The 20,332-nt window shown below is 41.9% G+C and carries 18 protein-coding genes and 1 pseudogene; 13 read left to right on the top strand and 6 right to left on the bottom strand.

The features are described from left to right. The first annotated feature begins 32 nt into the window (after nucleotides 1-32). Both pflB and C8D76_RS06165 read left to right on the top strand, forming a co-directional pair. Entirely contained in the window at nucleotides 33-2,357 is a 2,325-nt protein-coding gene (pflB, locus tag C8D76_RS06160; protein ID WP_116631917.1) for a formate C-acetyltransferase, read from the top strand. 90 nt (nucleotides 2,358-2,447) lie between these two features. Further along, complete coding sequence (locus C8D76_RS06165) at nucleotides 2,448-2,738, top strand: putative quinol monooxygenase (protein WP_116631918.1); 291 nt, start codon at nucleotides 2,448-2,450, stop codon at nucleotides 2,736-2,738. Between the two features lie 121 nt (nucleotides 2,739-2,859). Here the strand turns inward: C8D76_RS06165 and C8D76_RS06170 are convergent. Further along, a pseudogene (locus tag C8D76_RS06170) lies at nucleotides 2,860-3,411 on the bottom strand (NADPH-dependent FMN reductase). Nucleotides 3,412-3,496: 85 nt separating this feature from the next. Further along, a complete protein-coding gene (locus tag C8D76_RS06175; protein WP_116631919.1) occupies nucleotides 3,497-3,886 on the bottom strand; it encodes a DoxX family protein in 390 nt (129 codons plus the stop codon). Nucleotides 3,887-3,987: 101 nt separating this feature from the next. On the opposite strand from C8D76_RS06175, the gene C8D76_RS06180 reads away from it, so the two are divergent. Next, the gene (locus C8D76_RS06180; protein WP_116631920.1) at nucleotides 3,988-4,857 is read left to right on the top strand and encodes a LysR family transcriptional regulator; all 870 of its coding nucleotides are present in this window, start codon (nucleotides 3,988-3,990) and stop codon (nucleotides 4,855-4,857) included. A 273-nt stretch (nucleotides 4,858-5,130) separates the two neighbouring features. Here C8D76_RS06180 and C8D76_RS06185 read toward each other — a convergent pair whose 3' ends face one another. Together C8D76_RS06185 and C8D76_RS06190 are read right to left on the bottom strand one after the other, a co-directional pair. Then, complete coding sequence (locus C8D76_RS06185; RefSeq protein WP_116631946.1) at nucleotides 5,131-6,294, bottom strand: multidrug effflux MFS transporter; 1,164 nt, start codon at nucleotides 6,292-6,294, stop codon at nucleotides 5,131-5,133. 91 nt (nucleotides 6,295-6,385) lie between these two features. Then, nucleotides 6,386-6,838: a nuclear transport factor 2 family protein gene (locus C8D76_RS06190; RefSeq protein ID WP_116631921.1), complete on the bottom strand. Its 453-nt coding sequence runs from the start codon at nucleotides 6,836-6,838 to the stop codon at nucleotides 6,386-6,388. A gap of 209 nt (nucleotides 6,839-7,047) precedes the next feature. Here C8D76_RS06190 and C8D76_RS06195 point away from each other — a divergent pair, with 209 nt between their 5' ends. Further along, on the top strand, nucleotides 7,048-7,935 hold the full coding sequence (locus C8D76_RS06195) for a LysR family transcriptional regulator (RefSeq protein WP_116631922.1): 888 nt from the start codon (nucleotides 7,048-7,050) through the stop codon (nucleotides 7,933-7,935). A gap of 30 nt (nucleotides 7,936-7,965) precedes the next feature. Here C8D76_RS06195 and C8D76_RS06200 read toward each other — a convergent pair whose 3' ends face one another. Further along, a complete protein-coding gene (locus C8D76_RS06200) occupies nucleotides 7,966-8,721 on the bottom strand; it encodes an alpha/beta hydrolase (protein WP_116631923.1) in 756 nt (251 codons plus the stop codon). A 136-nt stretch (nucleotides 8,722-8,857) separates the two neighbouring features. On the opposite strand from C8D76_RS06200, the gene C8D76_RS06205 reads away from it, so the two are divergent. The 3 genes from C8D76_RS06205 to C8D76_RS06215 all read left to right on the top strand — a co-directional run bounded on the left by C8D76_RS06205 (nucleotide 8,858) and on the right by C8D76_RS06215 (nucleotide 13,072). Then, on the top strand, nucleotides 8,858-9,706 hold the full coding sequence (locus tag C8D76_RS06205; RefSeq protein ID WP_116631924.1) for a patatin-like phospholipase family protein: 849 nt from the start codon (nucleotides 8,858-8,860) through the stop codon (nucleotides 9,704-9,706). A 225-nt stretch (nucleotides 9,707-9,931) separates the two neighbouring features. Next, the gene (gene adhE, locus C8D76_RS06210) at nucleotides 9,932-12,556 is read left to right on the top strand and encodes a bifunctional acetaldehyde-CoA/alcohol dehydrogenase (RefSeq protein ID WP_116631925.1); all 2,625 of its coding nucleotides are present in this window, start codon (nucleotides 9,932-9,934) and stop codon (nucleotides 12,554-12,556) included. Between the two features lie 126 nt (nucleotides 12,557-12,682). Then, nucleotides 12,683-13,072: a RidA family protein gene (locus C8D76_RS06215; protein ID WP_116631926.1), complete on the top strand. Its 390-nt coding sequence runs from the start codon at nucleotides 12,683-12,685 to the stop codon at nucleotides 13,070-13,072. Nucleotides 13,073-13,154: 82 nt separating this feature from the next. On the opposite strand, the gene C8D76_RS06220 is transcribed toward C8D76_RS06215, so the two are convergent. Next, nucleotides 13,155-13,877 (bottom strand): glutathione peroxidase, encoded by a 723-nt coding sequence (locus C8D76_RS06220; protein ID WP_116631927.1) that lies wholly within the window; start codon nucleotides 13,875-13,877, stop codon nucleotides 13,155-13,157. Nucleotides 13,878-14,010: 133 nt separating this feature from the next. Here C8D76_RS06220 and oxyR point away from each other — a divergent pair, with 133 nt between their 5' ends. The 6 genes from oxyR to murB all read left to right on the top strand — a co-directional run bounded on the left by oxyR (nucleotide 14,011) and on the right by murB (nucleotide 20,329). Beyond that, the gene (oxyR, locus tag C8D76_RS06225) at nucleotides 14,011-14,913 is read left to right on the top strand and encodes a DNA-binding transcriptional regulator OxyR (protein WP_116631928.1); all 903 of its coding nucleotides are present in this window, start codon (nucleotides 14,011-14,013) and stop codon (nucleotides 14,911-14,913) included. A 1-nt stretch (nucleotide 14,914) separates the two neighbouring features. Continuing rightward, entirely contained in the window at nucleotides 14,915-15,526 is a 612-nt protein-coding gene (gene fabR / locus C8D76_RS06230) for an HTH-type transcriptional repressor FabR (protein ID WP_116631929.1), read from the top strand. Nucleotides 15,527-15,582: 56 nt separating this feature from the next. Then, nucleotides 15,583-17,271, top strand: a complete 1,689-nt coding sequence (gene narQ / locus C8D76_RS06235; RefSeq protein ID WP_116631930.1) for a nitrate/nitrite two-component system sensor histidine kinase NarQ — start codon at nucleotides 15,583-15,585, stop codon at nucleotides 17,269-17,271. A gap of 2 nt (nucleotides 17,272-17,273) precedes the next feature. Next, on the top strand, nucleotides 17,274-17,780 hold the full coding sequence (locus tag C8D76_RS06240; protein ID WP_116631931.1) for a GNAT family N-acetyltransferase: 507 nt from the start codon (nucleotides 17,274-17,276) through the stop codon (nucleotides 17,778-17,780). A gap of 185 nt (nucleotides 17,781-17,965) precedes the next feature. Continuing rightward, the gene (gltS, locus tag C8D76_RS06245; protein ID WP_116631932.1) at nucleotides 17,966-19,174 is read left to right on the top strand and encodes a sodium/glutamate symporter; all 1,209 of its coding nucleotides are present in this window, start codon (nucleotides 17,966-17,968) and stop codon (nucleotides 19,172-19,174) included. A gap of 129 nt (nucleotides 19,175-19,303) precedes the next feature. Beyond that, nucleotides 19,304-20,329, top strand: coding sequence for a UDP-N-acetylmuramate dehydrogenase (gene murB / locus C8D76_RS06250; protein ID WP_116631933.1), 1,026 nt, complete (start codon nucleotides 19,304-19,306; stop codon nucleotides 20,327-20,329). The last annotated feature ends 3 nt before the right edge of the window (nucleotides 20,330-20,332 follow it).

A 20,332-nucleotide genomic window follows, 5' to 3' on the forward strand; every position in this document is an offset into this window, starting at 1 on the left:
ATATATCAATACTAACAAAAGGAAGTATTACAATGGCTCAATTAACAGAAGCTCAACAAAAAGCATGGGCTGGTTTTAAACCAGGTGCATGGCAAACTGAAGTTAACTTACGTGACTTCATCCAAACTAACTACACACCGTATGAAGGTGACGAATCATTCTTAGCGGACGCAACTGCTGCAACAACAGCATTATGGACGCAAGTAATGGAAGGTATCAAAGAAGAAAACCGTACTCACGCACCGTTAGATTTCGATGAACATACACCATCAACAATTACTTCACATGCACCGGGCTATATTCAAAAAGATTTAGAAAAAATCGTTGGTTTACAAACTGATGCGCCATTAAAACGTGCAATTATGCCGTTCGGTGGTATCAATATGATCAAAGGTTCTTGCCAAGTTTACGGCCGTACTTTAGATCCTAAAGTAGAAAAAATCTTTACTGAATATCGTAAAACTCACAACCAAGGTGTGTTTGATGTTTATACACCAGACATTTTGCGTTGCCGTAAATCAGGTGTATTAACAGGTTTACCAGATGCGTATGGTCGTGGTCGTATCATCGGTGACTACCGCCGTGTTGCACTTTACGGTATCGACTTCTTAATGAAAGACAAAAAAGCACAATTCGATTCTTTACAACCACGTTTAGAAGCGGGTGAAGATTTACAAGCGACAATTCAATTACGCGAAGAAATCGCAGAACAACACCGTGCTTTAGGTCAAATCAAACAAATGGCTGCATCATACGGCTGTGATATTTCAGGCCCTGCAACAAATGCACAAGAAGCAATCCAATGGACTTACTTCGGTTACCTTGCTGCAATCAAATCACAAAACGGTGCAGCGATGTCATTTGGTCGTACATCAACCTTCTTAGATATCTATATTGAACGTGATTTACAAAATGGCGTGATCACTGAACAAGAAGCACAAGAATTAATGGACCACTTAGTAATGAAATTACGTATGGTTCGTTTCTTACGTACACCAGAATACGATCAATTATTCTCAGGTGACCCAATGTGGGCAACTGAAACCATCGCAGGTATGGGCTTAGACGGTCGTCCATTAGTGACTAAAAACAGCTTCCGTATCCTTCACACTTTATACACAATGGGTACATCTCCAGAACCAAACTTAACCATTCTTTGGTCTGAACAATTACCTGAAGCGTTCAAACGTTATTGTGCAAAAGTGTCAATTGATACTTCATCTGTTCAATACGAAAATGACGATTTAATGCGTCCAGACTTTAACAACGATGACTATGCAATCGCGTGTTGTGTATCACCAATGATCGTTGGTAAACAAATGCAATTCTTCGGTGCACGTGCAAACTTAGCGAAAACAATGCTTTACGCTATCAACGGCGGTGTGGACGAGAAAAATGGTATGCAAGTTGGTCCTAAATCTGAACCAATGACTGATGAAGTTTTAGACTTCGACAAAGTTATGGCTCGTATGGATCACTTCATGGATTGGTTAGCAACACAATATGTGACTGCGTTAAATATCATCCACTTCATGCACGATAAATATGCGTATGAAGCATCATTAATGGCATTACATGATCGTGATGTAATTCGCACAATGGCATGTGGTATCGCAGGTCTTTCTGTTGCGGCTGACTCTCTTTCTGCCATCAAATATGCAAAAGTGAAACCAATTCGTGGCGATATCGAAATCAAAAATAAAGCAGGTGAAGTAACAGGTGTTGCGAAAAACTTAGCATTAGACTTTGAAATCGAAGGAGAATATCCACAATTCGGTAACAACGACCCACGTGTTGATGACATCGCAGTTGATTTAGTAGAACGTTTTATGAAAAAAATCCAAACACATAAAACATACCGCAATGCAACACCAACACAATCAATCCTTACCATCACTTCAAACGTGGTTTACGGTAAAAAAACAGGTAATACACCTGATGGCCGTCGTGCTGGTGCGCCATTTGGTCCAGGTGCTAACCCAATGCACGGTCGTGACCAAAAAGGTGCGGTTGCTTCATTAACATCTGTGGCTAAACTTCCATTTGAATACGCAAAAGATGGTATTTCATACACATTCTCAATCGTACCAAATGCGTTAGGTAAAGATGATGAGTCACAACGCCGTAACCTTGCTGGCTTAATGGATGGTTATTTCCACCACGAAGCAACAGTTGAAGGCGGTCAACACTTGAACGTAAACGTATTAAACCGTGAAACATTATTAGACGCGGTTGAAAACCCAGATAAATATCCACAATTAACAATTCGTGTATCTGGTTACGCAGTACGTTTCAATTCATTGACTCGTGAACAACAACAAGACGTTATCACTCGTACATTCACTGAATCAATGTAATTTGATTGAATCGAATGTAACGAAAATGTAATAAAAGTTGACCGCACTTTGTTCTGATACTAAGTGCGGTCGTTTTTTTAGGAGTTTTATATGAGTATTACCGTATTAGCCACATTCAATGTTAAAGCGGATAAAGTTGAGTTATTTTTAGAAACTTGCCGTGAATTAACTGCGCATACGCAGAATGACAAAGGCGTAGAATCTTATGAATTACAACGCAATAGCGATGATCCAAATCATTTTGTATTTGTCGAACGCTGGGCGAGTAAAGCGGATTTAGATGTGCATTTAGAAACAGCACATATCAAGAAAGCGTTTCCGATTTTGCTAGAATGCAGTGCAACAGAGCCGAAAGTTCAGATTTTTAATAAAGCGTTTTAATATAAGCACTTCAATATCACTGCTTTAATATCAGAACTTTAAGATAACAAAAATGCGGTCAAAATTGACCGCACTTTGAGTAGAAATTAATTAGGCGCTAATACTTTTACACCATAAGACTTTAGAATTTGCTTACAAAGTCTGTATAAGAATTGATAAATCCAGCCAACATTGATTTTACTGGCTCAGAGGCGATTTCGCCATTTTCACTGATTACACCATTGTAAATCCCGCCTACATTCGCTGCAAACGAGGCAGTTGGCATATTAATAAACGCACCAGAGCAAACTGTGCGAAGATGATCCGCTGCACGAACGCCGCCTGCAGCACCTGCTGCAACAGAAACGATACCTGCTGGTTTGCCGATCCAAAGGCTTTGTCCCATTGGGCGTGAGCCAATATCAATCGCATTTTTAATCATTGCTGAGAAGCTTGCGTTATGTTCAGGAGTAACGAACAATACCGCGTCTGCTTTGGCGATTTCTGCACGGAAACGGCTATATTATGCTACTTCTTGTGCGTCTAAATCGCGGTCGTAAAGAGGAAGATCTGAAATTTCTACGAAATTTAATTGAATGCTAGCTGGATCGATACTTTGCAAATAACGTGCTACGATTTTGCTAACGGATGTTGTACTGTTGCTGCCAACTAAAACGGCGACTTGTTTGGTCATTATTTTGTCCTTATTTGTTAGAAGAGGCTGTTTATACAAGATAAACAGCCTCGAATTACCGAGATGAATTATATCCGAATTTTAATTATTTGTTAAATTTTGTGTCTAGCGAGAATTTTCCAGCGCCTGTTACGAATAATGACAAGAATGTCATACAGAAAATAATGGCAAGTTCGCCTTGGTTTGCTAATGGATTGAAGAATGTTTCTGCGCTTGCATGGAACATTAAATAAGCCACAGCCATTTGACCTGCTAATAAGAAAGTCGCAACGCGTGTGAATAAGCCAATAATAATTAATAAACCACCGACAGTTTCAATGCATCCGCCTAAGCCCATTAATGAAAATAATGGCATATCAGGGTTAGTTAATTTTTGCACCCCATGTAACACAATTAGATAACCCGCGATAATACGAACGAGCAATAAAATCACAGGGCTTAATGCGTTTGAAAGTTTAGTTAATAAGTTATTCATAAGTTTCCTTGTTTAATATGAGTGAATTCGGCGCCATTTTAATTGAATATAAATTTGCGACAAGATACAATTTTGCAAAATAACTTTGCAATAATAGAAAGATGGACAAAATTAGTTTAGATGATATGCGATTGTTTGTGTCTGTTGTGCAATCGGGCAGTTTAAGTCGTGCAAGTGAATTGACGGATATTCCTGTTTCACGCTTAAGCCGCCGTTTGACTCAGCTAGAACAAGCCCTTGGCACCCAATTAATTAATCGTGGCAAAAAAGGTGTCACCCTCAATGAAGTGGGAACGCATTTTTTTGAACGGGCAAAAATGATGTTGCAGGAAGCGGAATTAGCCATTGAAAGCGTGCAACAAAGCCTGATAAAACCAAGCGGTTTATTGCGCATCTCAGTTGCATCAGATATTTTTCATTTGCTGATTGAACCGCACTTAGGGCGATATTTACAAGAAAATCCAGACGTAAATGTAGAAATAAATCTTAGCCACCAAAAAATTAATATGATTCAAGATGGTATCGACCTAGCCGTGCGTGTAGGCACCATTGATAACGATAATGTTGTCGCGAAATCGTGGATTTCAGTGGGGCTAGGAGTGTTTGCAAGCCCGGATTATTTAGCGAAATATGGTGAGCCACAAACACCAAATGATCTCTATCAGCATCAAATTATCGGACAAAACCATACCTTGCCGTGGCATTTTCAGCGCGAAAATCATCAAATCACCATTGCGCCCACTAGCCGCATGAGTTCTAACGATTTCCTTGCGGTAGAAAAACAAATTCAGCGTGGAATGGGCATTGGTGCCTTGCCTATTTTCCCAATATATCAACGAACTGGATTGGTGCAAATTCTCAAATCTTGGGAAATGGCGTCATCGCCTGTGTCAGTGATTTATTATAAAAATCGAGGTAGTGTGCCGACAGTGCGTAGTATGGTTGAGTTTTTGCAGAGTTTAGCAGGCTAATTTTATTCCCAATACACAATTATCCGAATGTTTTTTCTCAAACATTATCTTGCGGTCAAAACTTCTTTAATTTTGACCGCACTTTTCAAGCAAATGATGTTTCCCATTTTCTCTGCATATATCTTTTCAACGGAATATTGGGTAAAAGCTGGTTTCCCCATTTTTGAAACGTTTTTCAGCCTAAATAGGCTATAAAAAACGGTCGAAAACGTTGTGAGTTTCGACCGTTTTAGTTATCAAGCTAATCCGAAGGAGATACACAGATAATTTTGTTTAAATAATCTCTCTTTTAGCACGCCAATAAATGGCTAATGCGATAAGGGCGCAGATGATAATGGCTATTGCGCTTGCGATAAAAATATCGCCCATGCCCACTAACGGTGAAACAATGCCACCGAGCAAAAACGGTGTGCAACCGAGTACAGCGGAAGCCGCCCCTGCATATTGCCGTTCGCTTTCCATGGCTAAGGCAGAAATGGCAGGCATTGGCAAGCCAGTAGTAAAGAGCATGACGAAGAAACCTAGTTCTACCCAAAACCAATGGGGTTGAATAAATAGCGTAGCTGCGGTGTAAAAGACGGCAATGCCAAAACCTAACACGCCAAAGCGTAGCGCAGTTGGGTTAGAAAACTTGCCCCCTAGAGCAGAACCCATCGCCAAAGCTGCACCATTTGCGCCAAAGCATAGGCTAAATGCCAAAGCTGATAAGCCATAAACGCTTTGCAAAATAAATGGCGATGCAGCAATATAGGCAAACATTCCCGCAAATAGGAAACTTTCAATGCCGACATAGCGCATAAATTGGTGATTTTTGATGATTTTGCCGAAGGTACTAAATGTTGCCAAAATTGAGCCTTGTAAGCGATTTTCGGGGCTGAGGCTCTTTTGTAATCGCAAGCTGAATAGGGTAACAATCACGCCAATGCAGGCTAAAAAGGCAAAAATCCCTTTCCAACCTAATAGGTCTAATAACAAACTACCCAACACGGGTGAAACAACCGGTGCGACGCCGTTGATTGCCATTAATAAACCAAAGAATCGTGTCATTTCACGCCCACGATATAAATCTGTCGCCACCGCGCGAGAAATCACCACGCTGCCTGCGGAAGATAACCCTTGTACGATGCGCAGCACGATCATCGTTTGAATATTTGGCGAGAAAATAATTGCAATGGTAGTGGCGATGTAAACGAGTAATGACGCAATTAGCGGTTTTTTACGCCCAAATTTATCGCTCAACGGGCCGAGCAATAATTGTCCACCCGCTAAACCGAACATTGCCGTGGTTAAGGTGAGCTGCGTCATTGATGTGTGAGTTTGGAAAAAGGCGGCAAGTTGTGGCAACGATGGCAAGTATAAATCCACCACAAAAGGTCCAAATGCCGACAATACACCGAGTAGTAGAACCAAGAAGAATTTTGAATTGGCTTTTTTCATCATTGTTAATTTGGTAAAAATAAAAGCGTTTGAAATAAAAAACGGTCGAAAAACCTGTTTGTTTTCGACCATTTGTGAGCTGAAATTTTAGTTAGAACATTGAACGACCGCTTGCGGTTTTTTCTGGTACGGCTTGGATAACATCCCAGTGTTCTACGATTTTGCCGTTGTCATCAAAGCGGAAAATGTCCACCACGGCTTCGCCTTTATCTTGCGGATTTAATGTGCTATGAACGTGTAACATCACTAAATCGCCTTCTGCCACTACACGTTTAATTTCAGCACGAGATTGTGGATATTCTTTTACGAATGGCGCGAATGCATCCACAAAAGCTTTAGCACCGTCTGCCACGCCTGGGTTGTGTTGCAAATATTCTTTACCGATATATTTGTCTGTCCCTTCTTGCACTTTGTGTTGGTTAAACACTAATTCATAAAACTCAATGGCATTTTTTTTGTTTTGCTCTGGGGTGGTTTGTGCCATTGCTGCTGTTGAAGCTAAAAGTGCGGTCGAAATTGCGGCAGTTTTAAGTAATTTTTTCATACTCATGTTCCTTCTTAAATATGTTGTTATGGTTTACCACGCAATCTTAATGCGATTGGCGGCGTTTGGGCTCTAGTAATAAACTTGAAATTTTCAAATTTAGGAATTTGCTGTAGCAAAATTTGTTCTTATTATATTGAAATAATTTCTGGAAAAAAGACCTGTTTTTGAATATGCTTGTTGCAATAATTGAAACAATAGACGGAAAAATGGATAGAATCACGGCAATTCAAGTCTTTTTAATGGTGGCAGAAACAGGCAGTTTCACGACAACAGCAGAACGATTAGATCTTTCGCGCCCTAAAGTCACTCGGGCTGTCGCTCTTATGGAAGAATGGTTCAACGCTCGGCTGTTGCAACGCACTACCCGCCATGTTTCATTGACAAATGCAGGCGAACAGGCGGTTGAATATTGCAAAAAAATGACGGAATTAACATCCGCCATTGAACAAGATTTTTTGACGAAACAAGGCGAATTACGGGGCTTGTTGAGAATTGCTTCCAATCCTGCATTTGGCAGCACCCATTTACTCACTGCGATTCGTGCTTTTTTAGCCAAACACCCAAAACTGAATATTCAACTGATCTTGGCGGATAACACGGTAAACTTAGTTGAAGAGAGAATTGATCTTGCGGTTCGCTTTACCAATAATCCTGATCCCAATGTTGTGGCACGCCCATTATTTACTTGCCATTCTTTATTAGTGGCAACACCAGCGTATTTAGCCGAATATGGCACGATTCATTCGCCGCAGGAACTCGTCAACCACCGTTATTTAGCACACGCAAATGTAAACCGAAAAGAGTGGACATTTATCAAAGACGGGCAAGAAACCGTTTTGGAACTTACCAGCCAGCTCACCATTAATGACACGGGCGCATTACTTAATTTCACGCTAGCAGACGGGGGAATCGCAATGTTGCCAAAGTATTTTATTGAACAGCAACTTGCGAATAACCAACTACAAATTGTGCTACCCGATTGGCAAATGCCGACTTATCAAGTCTATGCCGTTTATCCCCCACATCGTCAACTTTCCCAAACCATACGCAGCTTTGTGGACTTTTTAGTGGAAGCGTTTGCGGGGCGAGATTAGCGGCAATCTCAAATTTACGGCTCTCTATAATTATTCCCCTAAAAATCCCACAATTTTCCCAATGGCGAAATCCATTAAATTGGGGTTAGTAAATGGGTGGTCGGCGCCTTCCACTGGAATGAGTTCGATCACATTGTTGTCTGCAAACTCTTGAGAAACTTGGATATCGACCATTTCATCGGCGGTGCCGTGAACGATGAGCATATCATCGGCGTAGGCTAAATAATCATTTTGCATAATTTCCCCTTGAGCGAGATCATCAAAGAAATCCTTGGTGACTTTCATTTTTCGCTCAAAGCCGAATAAAATTTCTTTGCCTTTAGCCAATTTGTGGCGTTCATCATCGGTTAAGCGGTTGCTTAGGGAATGATAAATTTGTAATGCAGGTGAACGCATTGCGATTTTAGCAAAGGGATTACCCTGTTCAGCGATATATTTCAGCACCAAGTAACCGCCAAAACTTGTCCCGTAGGCATAAATTTGTTTAGCGTGTAAATGGTTTTTCGCATAATCCAATACAATTTGCAGATAGAGCAAACATTCTGCCAGCGACAATTTTTTGCGCGCATCTGTGCCATGGCAAGGTAAATCAAAGGCAAGGGCAGCGTAATTCTTATACTTTGCGTGCAGGCGCTCGCCAAATTTGGTATTGGATTTTAAATCTTTCGATGAACCAAAACCATGTAAGACGATCACGACATTTTCAATAGCCTGTAGATCTTTTTCATAAAATAATTTGCAGCGAACGCTGTGTCCGTTTTCATTAATATCAAAGAGTTTTTCCATAATTTTCTTCTTATACTTTCTTTTTATCGTGAAATTTCTTCGTTAAATAGTAGCACTAAATATCTTAGGGAGTTGATGAATATTTTAGTGAAAGCCAATAAATAGACTATAATTTGTGCAAAATAGGAGAGCAGTAATGAAAATAGGTTTAGTCTTAGAAGGCGGCGCTATGCGCGGAATGTTTACCGCTGGCGTGTTAGATGTCATGTTAGCCGAGAATGTGCAGGTGGATGGCATGGTGACGGTATCCGCTGGTGCATTATTTGGCGTGAATTTCCCGTCAAAACAAGCAGGGCGCGTGTTGCGCTATAATTTGAAATACTTAAATGATAAACGTTATATGGGGTTACACAGCTTGCTCACCACAGGCAATGTGGTGAATCGAGATTTTGCCTTTTATGAATTGCCGTTTACGCTAGATCCCTTTGACCAAGCCACGTTCGCAAAGTCGGGCATCGATTTTTGGGTCACCCTGACCAACGTGGAAACCGGAGAGGCTGAATATGTAAAAATCACAGATGCCTTTGCACAAATGGAAGCGTTGCGTGCGACATCGGCAATGCCAATGGTGTCGAAAATGGTGGAAATTGAAGGGAAAAAATATCTTGACGGTGGCATCGCCGACAGTATCCCGCTGCAAAAAACGCAAGCATTGGGATTTGATAAAATCATTGTAGTGCTTACTCGCCCATTGGATTATCGCAAAACGCCATCAAACAATATTCTGTTTAATTTGATCTATCGAAAATTTCCTAAACTCTGTAAACGCTGGGCAAATCGCTATGCAGAATACAATGCAGCGGTGGAACAAGTGATAGAGCTAGAGCGGCAAGGAAAGATTTTTGTCGTCCGTCCAAACCAAGATTTACACATTAGCCGTTTGGAAAAAGACCCGCATAAAGTGAAAGCGATGTATGAGTTAGGCGTTGCAGAAGGGCGCAAGCAGATAAGGGCTTTAAAGGCGTATTTAGCACAGGTTGAGTAAAAATGAAGTGCGGTCAAAAATTTAACAGTTTTTGACCGCACTTTTATGATATTTAGACAGCGATTTATTTTCATACAAAGTCAATTCTTTCAACCAATAAAATTTTGTGATCTAGATCATATTATTTTTAAGTTTCAATAAATACCCACTTTTTGCCTACCCACAAAGGAGTATAATTATCCGCAGCTAAGATTTTAAAATTTAACAACTTTAGGAGAAATCATTATGAGTAACACTGTTGAAAATGCAGTCAGCCCAGCGCAAGCGGAAGTGAATGCCCTTGTGGAAAAAGGTTTGGTGGCGTTGGAGAAATTCCGCGAGCTAAATCAAGAGCAAGTGGACTATATCGTGGCGAAAGCCTCTGTGGCTGCCCTTGATCAACACGGTGCCTTGGCATTACATGCGGTAGAAGAAACAGGACGTGGTGTGTTTGAAGATAAAGCCACCAAAAACTTGTTTGCTTGTGAGCACGTAGTAAACAAAATGCGCCATTTGAAAACCGCTGGCGTGATCAGTGAAGATGATGTCACTGGCATCACTGAAATTGCCGACCCTGTGGGTGTGATTTGTGGTATTACCCCAACCACCAACCCAACTTCTACCGCCATTTTCAAATCACTCATTGCCTTAAAAACTCGTAACCCAATCATTTTTTCATTCCACCCATCAGCACAACAATCTTCTGCCCATGCAGCGCGTATCGTGCGTGATGCCGCGGTTGCAGCGGGCGCGCCTGCAGATTGTATCCAATGGATTGAAAAACCGTCTATGGAAGGCACTAACGCATTGATGAATCACCCTGGTATTGCAACAATTTTAGCCACAGGTGGTAACGCAATGGTTCAAGCAGCTTATTCTTGCGGTAAACCTGCCTTGGGCGTGGGAGCAGGAAATGTGCCAGCTTATGTAGAAAAATCTGCCGATGTGAAACAAGCAGTTCACGATATTGTGATGTCAAAATCATTTGATAACGGCATGGTGTGCGCCTCTGAACAAGCGGCGATTGTTGATGCTGAAATTTATGATGAATTTGTCAAAGAAATGAAATCTTATGGCGTGTATTTCGTCAATAAAAAAGAAAAAGCGTTATTAGAAGAATTTATGTTCGGTGTGAAAGCTGATAGCAAAAACTGCGGTGGTGCGAAATTAAATGCCAACGTGGTGGGCAAAGCGGCTGCGTGGATCGCAGAACAAGCGGGTTTCACCGTGCCAGCGAAAACCAATATTTTAGTAGCCGAATGTAAAGAAGTGGGCGAAAAAGAGCCATTAACCCGTGAAAAACTTTCTCCAGTATTGGCGTTGCTTAAATCTAAATCGCGTGAACAAGGCTTAGATTTGGCGGAAGCAATGGTGGAATTCCACGGTTTAGGACATTCTGCGGCGATTCATACCAAAGACGCGGAACTAGCCAAACACTTTGGTGAACGTGTGAAAGCGATTCGTGTGATTTGGAATTCACCGTCAACCTTTGGCGGCATTGGTGATGTGTATAACTCTTTCTTACCATCATTAACATTGGGTTGTGGTTCTTATGGTAAAAACTCAGTAGGTAACAATGTAAGTGCGGTCAATTTAATCAACATTAAACGTTTGGGAAGACGGAGAAATAATATGCAATGGTTCAAAGTGCCTTCAAAAATCTATTTTGAACGTGATTCAATTCAATATTTACAATCCATTCCTGACATGAAACGTGCAGTGATTGTTACTGACCGTACTATGGTCGATTTAGGCTTTGTACAAAAAATTGCTCATCAATTAGAATCCCGTAGAGATAGCGTGGCTTATCAATTATTTGCAGACGTAGAGCCCGATCCAAGTATTGAGACGGTACGCCGTGGTACAGCACTGATCCAAAGTTTCAAACCAGACACCATTATCGCTTTAGGCGGCGGTTCGGCGATGGATGCAGCGAAAGCAATGTGGTTATTCTATGAACAACCAGAAATTGATTTCCGTGATTTAGTGCAAAAATTTATGGATATCCGCAAACGTGCGTTCAAATTCCCATCTTTAGGGAAAAAAGCACGTTATATCGGCATTCCAACCACTTCGGGTACAGGTTCTGAAGTCAGCCCATTTGCCGTTATCACCAAAGGAGATAAAAAATATCCATTGGCAGACTATTCATTAACGCCAACCATTGCCATTGTTGACCCAGCTTTAGTGATGACCGTGCCTGCAAATGTTGCCGCAGATACAGGGTTAGATGTGTTGACCCACGCTACTGAAGCCTATGTTTCCGTGTTAGCGAATGATTATACCGATGGCTTAGCTTTACAAGCGATTAAATTGGTCTTTGAATATCTCGAACGTTCAGTGAAAGAGAAAGATCCAGAAGCGCGTGAAAAAATGCATAATGCATCAACTATGGCGGGTATGGCTTTTGCCAACGCATTCTTAGGCATGAACCACTCATTGGCGCATAAATTGGGCGGACACTTCCATACGCCACACGGTCGCACAAACGCTATTTTAATGCCGCATGTTATTCGTTATAACGGCACTAAACCAACGAAAACAGCGACATGGCCGAAATACAACTACTACAAAGCGGATCAAAAATATCAAGATATCGCACGTTTGTTAGGGTTGCCAGCTGCCACACCAGAAGAAGGCGTGAAATCTTATGCTAAAGCGGTCTATGATTTAGCCATTCGTTGTGGCATTAAAATGTCATTCAAAGAGCAAGGTTTGGATGAAAAAGAATGGATGGACGCGCGTCATGAAATCGCATTACTTGCCTATGAAGACCAATGTTCACCAGCAAACCCACGCTTGCCAATGGTAGCGGATATGGAAGAAATCCTTACCAATGCGTATTATGGCTATGATGAAAGCAAATATTAATTGCTAAAATTTTGCAAAAATCGACCGCACTTTGGCTGCACAGATCAAAGTGCGGTCATTTTTTGGATTGTTTTTATTGGGCGCGCGTGTAAAATCATGCCATCAACTGAACAAAGGGAGCTATCCATGACAAAAATTATTCATACAGAAAACGCGCCAGCGGCGATTGGCCCTTATGCCCAAGCGGTGGATTTAGGGAATTTAGTGATGACCTCTGGGCAAATTCCAGTTAATCCTGCAACGGGCGAAGTGCCCGCAGAGATTACGGCACAAGCGCGTCAATCTTTGGAAAATATCAAAGCGATTATCGAGCAAGCGGGTTTAACAGTGGGCGACATCGTGAAAACCACAGTATTTGTGAAAGATCTCAATGATTTTGCTACGGTGAATGCGGAATATGAGCGTTTCTTTAAAGAGAACAATCACCCGAATTTCCCTGCGCGTTCGTGCGTGGAAGTGGCTCGTTTGCCAAAAGATGTGGGGTTAGAAATTGAAGCAATTGCGGTGCGTAAGTAAGTTTACTTTTGCACAATATTCTAATGAAATTGACCGCACTTTGATTGCTCAAGTGCGGTCAAAATTTTATTTTGTAGTTAAATTAGGCGAAATATTTTTCTAAATCATCGCTGCCGCCAATGTGCTGACCGCCGATAAAGACTTGTGGAACCGATGTTTTGCCAGTGATAGCACGAACAGAAATTGTTGATGCATCACGACCTAACACGATTTCTTCAAATGCATAGCCTTTGGCTTTTAACAAGGCTTTTGCTTTCGCACAGAATGGGCAACCTGGTTTTGTGATGATTGACACTGACGGTTTAGCTGTCCAGTCTGGTTTTAAGTATTTGATCATTGTATCCGCATCAGAGACTTTGAATGGGTCGCCTGGTTCATTTGGTTCAATGAACATTTTTTCCACCACGCCGTTTTTCACTAGCATAGAATAACGCCATGAACGTTTGCCGAAACCAAGTTCTTCTTTATCTACAAGCATGCCCATGCCTGCAGTAAATTCGCCGTTACCATCTGGGATCACGGTGATGTTTTCTGATTCTTGGTCTGCTTTCCAAGCGTTCATCACGAAAGTATCGTTGACAGACATACAAATAATGTCATCAATGCCTAATGCTTTGAATTCGCAAGCTAATTCGTTATAACGCGGTAAATGTGTTGATGAACAAGTTGGCGTGAACGCACCTGGGAGCGAGAACACCACAACGGTTTTGTTATCAAATAATTCAGCGGAAGTCACATCAACCCAAGCATCGCCTTGGCGTGTGTGGAATGTAACTTGTGGGACTTTTTTGCCTTCCATACTCATAATAATTTCTCCTATTTGAGTGAGTTAATCTTTAAACTGAGTGAATTATAGTTCCTTTTATGTTATCGTTACAAACAATTAATAACTATTCATTCAATCGTTTTTTTCTATTTAAACATAGGCAGGTTTTAGTATGAATATTCGTGATTTGGAATACCTTGTCGCCCTCGCAGAACACAAACATTTCCGCCGTGCAGCAGATACCTGTAACGTAAGCCAACCAACGCTTAGTGGGCAAATTCGTAAATTAGAAGATGAACTCGGCATTATTTTGCTTGAACGCACTAGCCGAAAAGTGTTGTTTACGCAATCGGGTTTGTTATTGGTCGATCAAGCCAAACAAGTGCTACGTGAAGTGAAAATATTAAAAGAAATGGCAAGCAATCAAGGCAAAGATATGACGGGGCCAATTCATATCGGCGTGATCCCGACTGTGGGACCTTATTTGTTACCCTATATTATGCCTGCGTTGAAAGACGCTTTTCCTGAACTTGAATTATTTTTATACGAATCGCAAACCTCACAATTACTTGACCAGCTAGAAACAGGGCATTTAGATTGTGCTATTTTAGCCTCTGTGCCAGAAACAGAACCTTTTATTGAAGTGCCGTTATTTAATGAACGCATGATGTTGGCGGTCTCCGAACACCACGAACTTGCACAGAAAAATCAAGTGTCGATGCCAGAATTAAAAGGGCGCGAAGTTTTAATGTTAGATGATGGGCATTGTTTGCGCGATCAAGCCTTAGGCTATTGTTTCACCGCTGGCGCTAGCGAAAACGCACATTTTAAAGCAACAAGCCTTGAAATGTTACGCAATATGATCGCGGCAAACGCAGGAATTACCTTAATGCCAGAACTCGCTGTGTTAAATGAAGGCTCGCGTGTCGGCGTGAAATATATCCCTTGCACAATGCCAGAGCCGAAACGCACCATTGCCTTAGTCTATCGCCCCGGTTCGCCATTACGCGCTCGTTATGAACGCATTGCAACAGCGGTCGCCAATGCGGTTAAACCTATTTTAGAGGGAAATTAATATGGCGGGCGTCCGTGCAATTCAAAAAGAAAAAACCCGCCGAGCCTTGGTGGATGCAGCGTTTAATCAACTCAATGCCGAAAAAAGTTTTTCTAATTTAAGCCTGCGTGAAGTAGCGCGTGAGGCAGGGATAGCGCCAACTTCGTTCTATCGGCATTTCAAAGATATGGATGAATTGGGATTGGTAATGGTGGACGAAGCGGGTTTAACCTTGCGCCAATTAATGCGCCAAGCGCGCAAGCGCATTGAAAAAGGCGGCAGCGTGATTGCGATCTCGGTAGAAACTTTTTTCGAGTTTATCCACAACAGCCCGAACGTATTTCGTTTATTGCTGCGTGAAAGTTCTGGCACGTCAGCAGCATTTCGCACAGCATCCGCACGAGAAATTAAGCATTTTGCCGATGAATTAGCCGAATATCTCGCCCATAAACATCAATATAACCACTACATTGCCTATGTCCAAGCGGAGGGCATGGTGACATTGGTGTTTACCGCTGGCGCCAACGCCTTGGATATGGCGCAGAAAGAACGCAAGCAATTGAAAGAACGCCTTATTTTACAATTACGCATGCTTGCGAAAGGCGCAACGCACTCCCAAGCGGATAAACGATAATCGAAAGTGCGGTCAAAAATTCAGAATTTTTTGACCGCACTTCGTAAGGAATAAATGTGAACGTTAAACAATCTGTTTCCACCAAAATCGCTCACTATTTGTTTATGGTGATTGTGTTTGCGGGCATTATTACCACTTTTGCGCTGGGTATTATTGCCAGCAGCCGTTCTGATGCGGAACAAATCAATATTTCAGGCTCTCTGCGTTTTCAAACCTATCGAATGTGGTACGGCTTAAAACAAGAACCCGAACATTTGGAACAATATTTACGCGAATATCGCCGCAGCCTACATTCCCATGCCTTAGCCCAAATTGACGAACAATTTATGGCACCGCTTTCCTTGAAAAACGCTTACCATGATTTAATCAGCAGTTGGGGCAAAATGGAAGAATTCGCCTTGAAAGGGGATGAAAAGGCGTATCGTGAAGCCTTGCCCGAATATGTAGGGCAAGTGGATAAATTTGTGTATTCTTTGCAAGAATTCGCTGAGTACAAGTTGAATATCACCACGGCGGTTATTTTAATCGCCATGTTGCTCATTATTACGATGGTTGGCTATGTCATTTGGTATACCCGCAAAAAAGTGGTTACCCCATTGCGCCAGCTCACACGGGCGAGCGTGCAAGTGCAAATGCGACAATTTAAGCATGTGCCGCTGGATACGGAACGGGCGGACGAGCTTGGTAGCCTTGCCAAAGCCTTTACCCAAATGTCTAGCGAACTTTATAAGTTATATGCCCATTTAGAAGACAAGATTAACGAAAAAACGCAAAAATTGACGCAAACTAACCGCACTTTGTCTATGCTTTATCATTGTTCGCAAAGCTTGGCGGCTTCGGATATTGATCGCAGCCGCTTGCAATTCGTGATGCAAAACGTAATGGCAACAGAGCATCTCACGGCATTTGAACTAGAAATTTTTGGCGCGGAAAATTGGAATGTTTCCTTGGGCGAAAGCGCGGAATATTTGAATTGGCAAGAAGTGCCATTGGGCGAAGAAAATCATCGCTTGGGCGTGTTACGTTGGCAGGCTGGATTGCCTTGCCCCGATCCGCGTACGATGGAAAATATTGCGCAATTGTTTAGCCGCTCCTTGCATTTCAACCAAAGCCAACGCCAGCAACAACAGCTATTATTAATGGAAGAACGCTCAATTATTGCCCGAGAATTGCATGATTCTTTGGCGCAAGTGCTATCTTATTTGCAAATTCAGCTGACTTTGTTGAAACATACTTTGCATAAAGAGGGCGATGAGCATAAACTGAAAAGCCTTGCGATTATCAATGATTTTGAGCAAGCCCTAAGGGACGGCTATATCCAGCTGCGTGAATTGTTAGCCACATTCCGCTTGACGGTGCAAGAAGCAAATTTAAAATTAGCCTTGGAGCAAGTCATTGAGGGATTGCGTGCGCAAACGGATATTCAATTATGCGTGCAATGCACCTTGCCGTCGCAAACTTTTAATGCGCAGCAATTAGTCCACGCCTTACAAATTGTTCGAGAAGCCACGCTCAATGCCATTAAGCATTCAAAAGCCTCGTTAATTGAAATTGTGGCGCAGACCAATGCTGAGGGCGAGCGTGAAATTCTGATCCGTGATGATGGCGTAGGCATCCCAAGCCTTGATGAGCCAGTCGGGCATTATGGGTTACGCATTATGGAAGAACGCAGCCAACAATTAAATGCTCAATTAACCATTAAAAACCGCCCAACTGGCGGTACTGAAGTTCGTATTTTGTTATAACCATGAAAATTAGAAAAGCCACTGAACAAGATTTTTCTCAAATTATCGCCATATATAACCAAGCGATTCCGTGTCGCCGTATCACCGCTGATTTAGAGCTCGTGACAGAAGAAGATCGCCGACCTTGGTTTCATCAGCATTTAACTAGCGCAAACCATCCGATTTGGGTGCTAGAAAGTGCGGTCGAAAATGGCAAAATTTTGGGCTGGTGCAGTTTTTCTCCGTTCTATGATCGCGCGGCATTTAATGAAACGGTGGAAGTGAGCGTTTATTTAGATGCAAACGCAAAGGGCAAAGGCTATGGCTCAAAAGCGATTCAATTTCTCCAGTCGCAAATGCCAATTTGTGGCGTTAATACGCTGATGGCTTATGTGATTGAAGAAAATGCAATCAGCCGAAAAATGTTTGAAAAACAAGGCTTTGAGCAATGGGGACGATACCCAAACATCGCTAATATGCGAGATAGCCTGCAGACTTTCTTAATGTATGGTTATCAGCGCGCTGAGTGAATGCTTTTTCCTTAATTTGCGCAGTAAATATTTCAGCATTGGTTAAAAAGTGCGGTCAAAATAAATGAAATTTTGAAAAATGCGTATTTTGCTGGAATGCGTTATTTTTTTCTGATAGATTGATGCACCTATCCTTTAAAAGAAGAAAGAAACTTTCTATTTTGTTGTAACCTAAGAAGGACATTATGACATTTGATACTTATGAAACAGTGGCGCTTGCCTGTTTGGTTTTATTGCTCGGGTATTTTTTAGTAAAACGTGTCCGAGTGTTAAAAAACTTTAATATCCCAGAGCCTGTTGTGGGCGGCTTTATTGTGGCGATTGCATTAACAATTGCGCATCAAGGCTGGGGATTGAGCTTTACGTTCGACAAAAACTTGCAGAACACCATGATGTTGGTATTCTTCAGCTCCATTGGTTTAAGTGCGAATTTTGCACGCTTAATTAAGGGCGGTAAGCCATTAGTTGTTTTCTTGGTTGTTGCTGCGGGTTTAATTTGTCTGCAAAACTTAGTCGGCGTTTTAGGCTCAATGGCATTGGGAATCGATCCCGCTTATGGCTTAATCGCAAGTTCCGTCACCTTAACAGGGGGACACGGTACGGGCGCTGCTTGGGCTGGGACTTTAACCTCGAAATTTGGCATTAACAGCGCAATGGAAATTGCCATGGCGTGTGCGACATTCGGTTTAGTGTTTGGTGGGATTATTGGTGGCCCAGTTGCCAGCTTCTTGCTAAAACGTATGCATAAAGATGAAGTGGCAGAAGATGAAAACATTGACGACATCGAAGAGGCCTTTGAAAAACCTGTTTATCGCCGTAAAGTGAATACACGCACGATCATCGAAACCATCACAATGATGTCTATTTGTCTGTTCGTTGGACAACATTTAAGTGCAGCCACCAAAGAAACAGCCTTTGAGTTGCCAACTTTCGTATGGTGTTTATTTACGGGCGTGATTGTACGCAATAGCCTGGCGCATATTTTCAAATTTAAAGTAGCGGATGAAGCCGTGGACGTGTTAGGCACGGTCGGTTTGTCATTATTCTTAGCCATTGCTTTAATGTCATTGAAATTATGGGAACTCGCAGGATTAGCTTTACCAGTGTTTATCATTCTTTCGGTGCAAGTGGTTGTGATGATCTTGTATGCTATTTTCGTGACTTATCGTGCAATGGGCAAAGATTATGATGCGGTGGTGTTAAGTGCGGGGCATTGTGGCTTTGGTTTAGGCGCAACGCCAACTGCGGTGGCAAATATGCAAGTGGTTACATCGCATTTTGGTCCATCACATAAAGCCTTCTTAATCGTACCAATGGTTGGGGCATTTTTTATTGACTTATTAAATGCAACAATATTGAAAGGATTCTTAGCTTTCATTAGCGTATTACACTAATTATTGGTTTATTCTCATAATACCGAACAAAAGTACCGCATAAAAGTGCGGTATTTTTTCGACAAAATTTGCCTTAGCCTGTAATGATCGTTAGACTATGAGCTTTCGATATTGACAGGATCCACAATAATGCCAAGCCTTATTCCATACCACACCTTTGCGACCCCTGCGAACGCCAAAATGTTGTTAGAATTCACCACCGTTGATGAACTCCAACAAGCATGGCGACAAGCCAAAGCAGAGAATCAACCTGTATTATTTTTAGGGCAAGGCAGTAATGTTTTATTTTTACGCGATTTTAATGGCACGGTTTTGGTCAATCGTTTAATGGGCATTGAACACCGCCAAGATGAGGATTTCCATTATTTGCATGCTCACGCAGGTGAAAATTGGCATTCTTTGGTGGAATGGTCGCTCAGCCAAGGGATTGCGGGGCTAGAAAATCTTGCTTTAATCCCCGGTTGCGCGGGTTCTGCGCCAGTGCAGAATATCGGCGCTTATGGCGTGGAATTTAAAGATGTTTGCGATTATGTGGATGTCCTCGATTTAGCCAAGGGGGAAACTTTCCGTTTAACAAATAAAGATTGCCATTTTGGTTATCGTGAAAGTATTTTCAAAACCCAGTATAAAGGGGATTTTGTGGTGATCGCTGTAGGGTTAAAATTGGCAAAAAATTGGCAACCAGTCTTGAAATATGGCTCATTAGCGGAATTCGATCCAAGTGCGGTCATGCCGAAACAAATTTTTGATGAAGTTTGTGCCGTGCGTCGTGCTAAATTGCCCGACCCTAAAGAATTTGGCAATGCTGGCAGCTTCTTTAAAAACCCTGTTGTCACGCAACGCCAATTTGATGATCTGAAAGCGGAATATCCAGCTATCCCAAGCTATCCTCAACAACAGGGCTTTGTTAAATTGGCGGCAGGTTGGCTGATCGATCAATGCGGATTAAAAGGCTATCAAATTGGCGGCGCGGCTGTTCATGAAAAACAAGCGTTAGTGTTAATTAACAAAGACAATGCAACGGGTGCTGATGTGGTGGAACTTGCGCACCATATACGCCAAGTTGTCGCCGCGAAATTTGATGTATATCTTGCACCAGAAGTGCGATTTATTGCTGAAAATGGTGAAGTAAACGCAGAAAATGCAATTAGTTAAAAA

Source organism: Alitibacter langaaensis DSM 22999 (assembly GCF_003096995.1).
In the GTDB taxonomy this organism is placed as follows: domain Bacteria; phylum Pseudomonadota; class Gammaproteobacteria; order Enterobacterales; family Pasteurellaceae; genus Exercitatus; species Exercitatus langaaensis.

Excerpts from the sequence above, each read along its gene's own strand:
- pflB (WP_116631917.1), top strand. The coding sequence starts at position 33 with ATGGCTCAATTAACAGAAGCTCAACAAAAAGCATGGGCTGGTTTTAAA.
- C8D76_RS06165 (WP_116631918.1), top strand. The coding sequence starts at position 2,448 with ATGAGTATTACCGTATTAGCCACATTCAATGTTAAAGCGGATAAAGTT.
- C8D76_RS06175 (WP_116631919.1), bottom strand. The coding sequence starts at position 3,886 with ATGAATAACTTATTAACTAAACTTTCAAACGCATTAAGCCCTGTGATT.
- C8D76_RS06180 (WP_116631920.1), top strand. The coding sequence starts at position 3,988 with ATGGACAAAATTAGTTTAGATGATATGCGATTGTTTGTGTCTGTTGTG.
- C8D76_RS06185 (WP_116631946.1), bottom strand. The coding sequence starts at position 6,294 with ATGAAAAAAGCCAATTCAAAATTCTTCTTGGTTCTACTACTCGGTGTA.
- C8D76_RS06190 (WP_116631921.1), bottom strand. The coding sequence starts at position 6,838 with ATGAAAAAATTACTTAAAACTGCCGCAATTTCGACCGCACTTTTAGCT.
- C8D76_RS06195 (WP_116631922.1), top strand. The coding sequence starts at position 7,048 with ATGGATAGAATCACGGCAATTCAAGTCTTTTTAATGGTGGCAGAAACA.
- C8D76_RS06200 (WP_116631923.1), bottom strand. The coding sequence starts at position 8,721 with ATGGAAAAACTCTTTGATATTAATGAAAACGGACACAGCGTTCGCTGC.
- C8D76_RS06205 (WP_116631924.1), top strand. The coding sequence starts at position 8,858 with ATGAAAATAGGTTTAGTCTTAGAAGGCGGCGCTATGCGCGGAATGTTT.
- adhE (WP_116631925.1), top strand. The coding sequence starts at position 9,932 with ATGAGTAACACTGTTGAAAATGCAGTCAGCCCAGCGCAAGCGGAAGTG.
- C8D76_RS06215 (WP_116631926.1), top strand. The coding sequence starts at position 12,683 with ATGACAAAAATTATTCATACAGAAAACGCGCCAGCGGCGATTGGCCCT.
- C8D76_RS06220 (WP_116631927.1), bottom strand. The coding sequence starts at position 13,877 with ATGAGTATGGAAGGCAAAAAAGTCCCACAAGTTACATTCCACACACGC.
- oxyR (WP_116631928.1), top strand. The coding sequence starts at position 14,011 with ATGAATATTCGTGATTTGGAATACCTTGTCGCCCTCGCAGAACACAAA.
- fabR (WP_116631929.1), top strand. The coding sequence starts at position 14,915 with ATGGCGGGCGTCCGTGCAATTCAAAAAGAAAAAACCCGCCGAGCCTTG.
- C8D76_RS06240 (WP_116631931.1), top strand. The coding sequence starts at position 17,274 with ATGAAAATTAGAAAAGCCACTGAACAAGATTTTTCTCAAATTATCGCC.
- gltS (WP_116631932.1), top strand. The coding sequence starts at position 17,966 with ATGACATTTGATACTTATGAAACAGTGGCGCTTGCCTGTTTGGTTTTA.
- murB (WP_116631933.1), top strand. The coding sequence starts at position 19,304 with ATGCCAAGCCTTATTCCATACCACACCTTTGCGACCCCTGCGAACGCC.